This window comes from Candidatus Polarisedimenticolia bacterium, from assembly GCA_035764505.1.
GTDB lineage: Bacteria > Acidobacteriota > Polarisedimenticolia > Gp22-AA2 > AA152 > AA152.
The window spans coordinates 23,540-30,319 of record DASTZC010000027.1 but is presented as its reverse complement, the minus strand read 5'-3'; the positions used below and the strand labels follow the sequence as shown (position 1 = coordinate 30,319).

Here is a 6,780-nt window from a genome sequence, read left to right as displayed (position 1 = left end):
CATAGGAGTGCGACATGGGAATGGCGGCGATATTGATGTCGCCCGGGTGGATTCTCATCGCCGCAATGACCTGCCGGCCATCGGCGATCAGGTGCGAGGCGCCGACCGCGATGCCGCGGGACCTGCCGGTGCTTCCCGAGGTGAGCTTCACCATGGCGGTGTCCGCAGGGAGCCGCCTGCCGCTCGGCGTCCTGCGGGTGCACTTGAGCTTGCCGGCGGCGTCGGCCTCCAGGAGAAAACCGGCCTGGAGATCGCGCAGGATCGCTTCCAGCTCCGCCGGCGCGACGGGCGCTTCGATCGCCGCCGCCGCCGCGTCGCAGGACCAGGTCCCCAGGAGCCCGATCACCAGCGCTCTTCCGCGCAATGCGCGGGAGAGAACCAGATCCCCCTTGCGCACGCCGGCCGATCGCAGGGTGCGCGCGGCCATTTCGACTTGTTCCAGGAGCTCCCTTCCCCTAAGCGCGTCGCCCCCCACCTCCTGCAGCGCGCAGCCCGAAAGATGCACTGCGGCTTCGAGCCGCTCCACCAGCTCGCGCGGCGCGCTCATCGCTCCTCCTCCAGCAGGTCCCGCAGCGTCACGGGCTCCAAGCCGCGCTCCTTGAGCCCGCTCAGGATTCCCGGCAGCGCCAGGACCGTGTGCGAGACGCCGGCGATTCGCCGGCGGATTCCCTCGTGCAGCAGGAGGATTCCGCCCGGGGTCGCCCGGTCGAGCAGGTGCAGGCGAATCGAATCGGGGCTCCGGCTCATCGTGTCGAAGGGACGCGCCGACCAGATCACCATGGTCAGCCCTTCTTCCCGCAGGACTTCCTCCAGCGACAGTCCTTTGTGTCCCATCGGCGGCCGGAAGTAGCGCGGTTTTTTCCCCGACAATCGCGCCAGCGTCGCCGCACAGTCGCGCACCTCGCGCCGCAGGCGGGCGCGGCTGGCGAGGCTGAACCACCAGGGATGGGTATCGGAATGGGCGCCGACCTCGTGCCCCGAAGCGGCGGCGCGCTGCACCAGGTCGGGATGGCGCCGCGCCTTCTCTCCCACGAAGAAGAAGGTCGCCCGGGCGCCGCATTCCTCGAGAGCGCTCAGGATGGCGGGCGTGTCCACCGGATGGGGGCCGTCGTCGAAGGTGAGCGCCACCCGGTTGCGCGCCGGGCCGGCCGAGAGCCCCCTGCCGTACAGCCGGCTGCCCGGATGGAGCAGGCCGAACATGACGATGGCGCTGCCGGCGATGCAGATCGCGGCGGAGATCCAGCGCGTGGGCCCGGAGAGCAGAATCGCTCCCAGGAAGGAGAAAAGCGGCACCACGATCGAGGCAAGGGTGCGTGCCATGACGGCGATTCTATCGCATGGAAGCGCCGCACCCCCTCGACGGGGCAAACTTCTCACTGCCGCAAAGGCGCGGACGCTATCTCCTCCAGCTCGCCGGCGCGCTGCTCCAGGGAGCGCAGCAGCGCCCAGTGCATCCGGCAGCGGTCCAGATTCTGATTGGGGCGGGAGGTCCGGAAGTAGCGGTCTCCCGCCAGGTAATCGGCCAGGAAGCGCAGCCCGCACTCCAGCGTGATCACCTGCGCTCCGAGCACCAGGACGGCCGTCTCCTGCGGCGAAAGATCGGGACCCAGGGCAGACTTCCATCCCTCCACCATGGCGGCAAAGAGATCCCGGTCCACGGCCGCCTTTCCCGGATCGGCCTCGTCCTCCGCCCCGCGGTGGGCCGCGGAGCGCACCAGGTCCCCGAAATCCCAGGCCGACAATCCCGGCATCGTGGTGTCGAGATCGATCACGCACAGGGCTTTGCCCGTCTTCTCGTCGAGAAGGACATTGTTCAGCTTCGTGTCGTTGTGGACGATCCGCTCGCTCAGCTCTCCGGCTGCCTGACGGGCAAGCAGGGCGCCGCACAGCGATTCCCGCTGTAGAGCGAGCTCGATCTCAGGCTTGGCCCCCGCCGCCCGGTTGGCGACGTCGGCTTCCACCGCCGCCACGAGGCTGCGCCAGCGTCGCGGCGTGTCGTGGAATCCGGGGATCGTCTCCCGCAGCCGCGGCGGCGGCAGATCGCGCAGCTGTCGCTGGAAGGTGCCATAGGCGAAAGCGGCTTCACGAGCCTGCGCCGGGCTCTGGACGATGTCGAAGCTGTGGGTTGATTCGATGTAATCGAAGCAGCGCCAGATCTCGCCGCCCCCATCCCGCCAGAAAACCTCGACCGAGCGCGCCGGGACCAGCCGCAGCGCCCGGCGCGAATCGTCGGGCGCTCCCTCCGCTCGCAGCGCCGCGTGCAGGTGGGCGAGGATGCGCTGCAGGTTGTCCATGACCGCTTCAGGATCGGGGAAGACCTGTCGGTTGATGCGCTGGAAGACATAGCGCGCCCGATGGGCGCCGTGCTCGAAGCAGGCAACGAAGGTTTCGTTGATATGGCCCGATCCGAGGGGGCCGGCTTCGACGAAGGTGCCGGGGATCACGAAGCGGGCGGCGAGGTCTTTCAGATCGGTCATGGTCGCGGCGGCGCGCCGGCGCCGGAGGTCACGATTTTTCTCCCTGGACCTCGGCCAGCATCGCCTTGACTTGCGGCTGGTTGGGATCCAGCGAGAGCGACTCCCTCAGGCTGTCGATGCATTTCTGGATCTGTCCCGTCTCGTGGTAGGCGATCGCCAACCCGTTGTAGAGCGTCGGAGAGCGGTAGCCACGATGGCGCGCTTCCTCGAACTGGGCGATGGCATCCTGATGCCTCCCCGATTTCCCCAGGGCCGCGCCGAGGTTCATTCTCGCCTCGTAATTGTTGGGCTCCTTGGCCACCGCCCGCGTCAGCACCGCGACCGCCTCCTCCCCCCGTCCCTCTCGTGAGAGGACCGCGCCGAGATTGGCGAGCACGCCGGCATAGTCGGGATCCAGCTCCACCGCGCGGCGCAGCTCCCGCTCCGCTCCGCGCAGGTCGCCCCGCCGCTCCAGGATGAGCCCCAGCAGATTGTGATGGCCTGTCGAGTTCTCGTTCTGGCGCAGCGCCGCCCGCACGGCCGGCTCGAGGCTTCCTTCCTCCCCCCGCTTCTTGAGAATCTCGAACAGGCGCGATGCCGGCTCGGCGGAGCCCGGCGCGGCGGAGAGCGCCTCGCGATACAACGCCTCGGCCCGCACCGCATCCCCTTTCGATTCCCACAGCTTCGCCAGCGCGAGCGCGGAGTCGCCGCCGCCCGGGGCGCGCGCGTGCAGCGCTTCGAAGTAGGCAACCCCGTCGTCCGTCCTCCCCGCCTTGACGAAGAGATCCGCCATGGCGCTGGTCACGCCCGGTTCCGCTTTTCCGGAATCCAGAAGGCGCCGGTAGACCGCCAGGGCCCGGTCGGGCTGCTGGGTCGCCTGAAAGATCGAAGCCTGCGTCATCAGCGCGGGAACATAATCGGGAACGAGCTTCAGCGCCTCATCGATCTCCTTTTGCGCCGCGTCGTAGTTCTTCGCCTTCAGCTGGAGCGTCGCCAGGTTCGTATGATAGGTGACGGTCTCCCCTCCAGGCGCCGCCGCGGCCGGCGCGGCACCCGTCTCCTCCGGCGCGGCCTCTCCGGCGCCGCCGATGTATCCCAGGGAGCGCAGGTTGGCGATCATCTCCTTGTCCGCCGCGGAAGAACCGGCGCCGACAGCGGCTCCCGCGTGTCCCAGGGCGTCATAGCTCGCCACTCTTTCCTGCACCAGCTCGCCTGCCCGCTCCGGCGTGAAAGCCTCGGCGAGCACCCTTCCGGACATCTGCTCCGAAGGGGGCAATCCGGCGGCCGCCAGGATTGTCGGGGCCAGATCCAGCAGCGACACGGTGTCGATCTGGCCCGGCTTCACGCCGGGGCCGGCCATCATGAAGATGCCGTAGAGGCGATGCCATTTCCCGGGCTTTCCCTCGATGTAGGGCGGATCGTCGGTGGGACGTCCCGGCCCGTTCTTGAAGCCGTGATCCGACAGGACGATTACGAGGGAGTTCGGATCCGCCTTGGCGATGAGCTCGCCCAGGAGGCGGTCCTGGTAACGGTAGAAGGCCTCCACCGCCCCGTGGAAGCGGCGGTAGTCGCCGGCATCGGCCATCGCCATCTTCGGCGGCATCAGGTGCATGAAGCGATGCCCCATTTCATCGATCCCCTGGTAGTAGACGAGCATGAGATCCGGCTGCCCGCGCGCGAGGAGATCCAAAGAGGCGGCCTGGTAGGTGCGCGTCGAAGCCAGAATCCGGGTGAGATGATTCACCGGATCGGCATAGGCCTTGCGCGCTTCGGCGTGATCGATCTGCGCCCGTCTTTCCTGGAACTCCGTGGCCGTGATGTCGGCGAACTCGTTCACCTCGGCCAGGGTCACGTCCGCGTCGGTGACCAGCCGGTCCTTGATCGACGCCAGGTAGTCCTCGGGGTAGGCGACCCCCGGGAGGCTCGCCGGATCGGCCTTGTAGCCGAACAGAGAGTAGGCAACCCGATCGGAGACGATGACGCCGTGCACCGGCTCAGCGGGATAGGAGGCCCACCAGGCCACCACTCCGACCGTGCGCCCCATCTCGCTGAACAGGTTCCACAACGCCGGGACCTTGCGGAAGCGCGAGGAGATCGGGACCTTCTCTCCGGTCGCGGGATCCTTGACCAGGAAGTCGACCACGCCATGCTCTTCCGGCCGGCGGCCGGTAGCGACGCTGGTCCACAGCAAGGGGGACAGAATCGGCTGCAGCGATTTGAGGTTGGCCCAGGCGGAGCGCGCCTTGAGGCGCGCCAGGTTCGGCAGCTTGCCCTGGGCAATCCAGGGGTCGATCAGCTGCCAGTCGGCGCCGTCCAGCCCGACGAGAAGTATCTTGGAAGTCTGACGGCGGCTCTTGCCGCGTATCTGAGCCAGCAGGGCCGCGTTGGTGGCCTCCTGCGGCGCTTCGGGACGATCCAGCGAGAGCGACACCGAGGTCAGCCCAAGCGCCTGCAGCTCGCCCTCAATCGTGTCGGTCGGAGGGGCTTCCGTTCCCGCGGCCCAGACACCGGCGGAGGTATCGGAGAATCCCGCCGCCAGCAGGCGGTGCAGTCTTTCCGCCAGGAACTCCCGGGCCCCGCGCCCGCGGGCGTTCTCGTCGAACTGCAGAAGATGGGCCGGATCGATGCGCGCCGACAGGCGATACGGGAAGCGCAGGTTGACGCCCTCGGAGGAGGTGACCTCCTCGGTGCCGGCGATTTCCAGCGCTCCGGCCGGGTAGCGGTGTACCGACTGCAGCAGCGGCACGCGCAGGTGCCATCCCGGCTCCAGCAGGCGCGCCTCGCCGACGCCGAAGCTGCCGCGCACTACGGCCCGGCTGTCGGAGGGAATCCGGATGATCAAGAGGGCGGCGAGGGCGATCAGGGCCGCGGCGAGAATCGCAGGCCAGAAGCGGCGGGCCTTGTTGATCACGCGAAGCGTCCTTCCACCCCGCGATTATACCCATGGTGGTGCGGAGCTTGTTAGTTCACGGGCGGACACGATCGTTTCCAGCGAATGCGCCCATGAACGTCGGCCTGAATTACAGGTTCGATAACTCCTTTGTCCTTAATACGTCCTCATCACGACTTGCGGCACGGTTCTTGAACTTCCGGCACTCATGCGCTGGCCCAAGATCCCAATTGAGCGCTTGCGATTTTTCCGTCCGCGTTTCTGCCCCTGGCCCGACTGTCCCCAGCACAGGCGCCGGATGCCCGGCTACAGATATCAGCACCATGGAGCGTATTCCACGCGACGGCGCTCTTCGGTCCCTCGCTTTCGTTGCGCCGTCTGCATGCGCAGCTTCTCGAGACAGAGCTTCGCGGTGTCCTATTACCTCAAGCGCCCCGAGCTGCTGGTTCCCATTGCTGCGGGCCTGCAGGCCGGCTGTGCCCACCGGCAGCTGGCGCGCACCCTCGGCTGCGCGCCCTCCACCGTCACGCGGCTGAGTGCGCGGCTCGGGCGTCACGCATTGCTGCTGAGCGCGCACACCCTCAAATATCTCGAGGGCCGCTTGACCGAAACCGTGGTCCTCGATCATTTCGAGACCTTCGAGTTCAGCCAGGATTTCCCTTTCGGGGTCGCAACAGCCGTCGGCCGCGACTCGTGGTTTCTCTACGGCGTCGATCCGGCGCCGCATCCTCGCACCGGGAAGAAATCGGCTGCCCAAGAGGATCGCCTGCTGCGGCGGCCTTCTCGCAAGCTGCACGGTGGATACGAGGCGTCGACCCGACGCATCGTCGAGCTCCTGCTGAGACTGACTCCCGAAACGGGAAGTCTGAATCTGGCGGGCGACGGTCATCCCGCCTACGATCGGACCGCAGCAGCATTGTCGGGTCGAGTCCGGTTCCAGCGTTTTCCCAACCCACGACGCGGCCCGAAGGGGACGGTGCGTACGCCGGAGATGCTTGCCCGCGACCGGGCCATGTTCCCCGTGGACCAGCTGCACGCCCTGCTGCGTCACAGCCTGGCACATCACCGCCGCGAGACCATCGCGTTCGGCCGGCGCATCAATGCATTGGTCGAAAGATTGTTCCTGGCGATGGTTTGGAGAAACTTCATCAAGTGGCGCTCGGAGCGCCGTCCTGATCCCAGCACGCCCGCGATGCGGCTTCACCTCACGGAGAACCGGTGGACCTGGCGGCGGGTGCTCGCGCGCCGCTTGTTTCCCGTACGGGAACAGCTACCGAATCCCTGGCGTGAGCTGTATGATCGGGACTGGATCACGCCCATCTTGCGATCGAATTCTCGCCATCACCTCATTCACGCCTATTGACCGCCGTTCGGATCCGAGACGACAATAATCGATGTCATGAGAGCAACAAGCTCCGCACCACCATGATCCGG

Annotated in this window: 5 protein-coding genes; 1 reads left to right on the top strand and 4 read right to left on the bottom strand. The window is 67.2% G+C overall.

The features are described from left to right. The 4 genes from VFW45_01895 to VFW45_01880 form a co-directional block, all read right to left on the bottom strand. Window positions 1-547, bottom strand: a 547-nt coding sequence (locus VFW45_01895; protein HEU5179517.1) for an AMP-binding protein, incomplete at its 3' end; no start/stop codon positions are given. Then, window positions 544-1,320, bottom strand: coding sequence for a polysaccharide deacetylase family protein (locus VFW45_01890; GenBank protein ID HEU5179516.1), 777 nt, complete (start codon window positions 1,318-1,320; stop codon window positions 544-546). The genes VFW45_01895 and VFW45_01890, both read right to left, overlap by 4 nt. Window positions 1,321-1,373: 53 nt before the next feature. Then, on the bottom strand, window positions 1,374-2,477 hold the full coding sequence (locus tag VFW45_01885) for an aminoglycoside phosphotransferase family protein (GenBank protein ID HEU5179515.1): 1,104 nt from the start codon (window positions 2,475-2,477) through the stop codon (window positions 1,374-1,376). Window positions 2,478-2,505: 28 nt separating this feature from the next. Beyond that, window positions 2,506-5,367, bottom strand: coding sequence for an alkaline phosphatase family protein (locus VFW45_01880; GenBank protein HEU5179514.1), 2,862 nt, complete (start codon window positions 5,365-5,367; stop codon window positions 2,506-2,508). Window positions 5,368-5,728: 361 nt separating this feature from the next. Here VFW45_01880 and VFW45_01875 point away from each other — a divergent pair, with 361 nt between their 5' ends. After that, entirely contained in the window at window positions 5,729-6,709 is a 981-nt protein-coding gene (locus VFW45_01875; GenBank protein HEU5179513.1) for a helix-turn-helix domain-containing protein, read from the top strand. Window positions 6,710-6,780: the final 71 nt, after the last annotated feature.

What these genes read in the sequence shown, in the direction of transcription:
- VFW45_01890 (HEU5179516.1), bottom strand. Translation starts at nt 1,320, where the DNA reads ATGGCACGCACCCTTGCCTCGATCGTGGTGCCGCTTTTCTCCTTCCTG.
- VFW45_01885 (HEU5179515.1), bottom strand. Translation starts at nt 2,477, where the DNA reads ATGACCGATCTGAAAGACCTCGCCGCCCGCTTCGTGATCCCCGGCACC.
- VFW45_01875 (HEU5179513.1), top strand. Translation starts at nt 5,729, where the DNA reads ATGCGCAGCTTCTCGAGACAGAGCTTCGCGGTGTCCTATTACCTCAAG.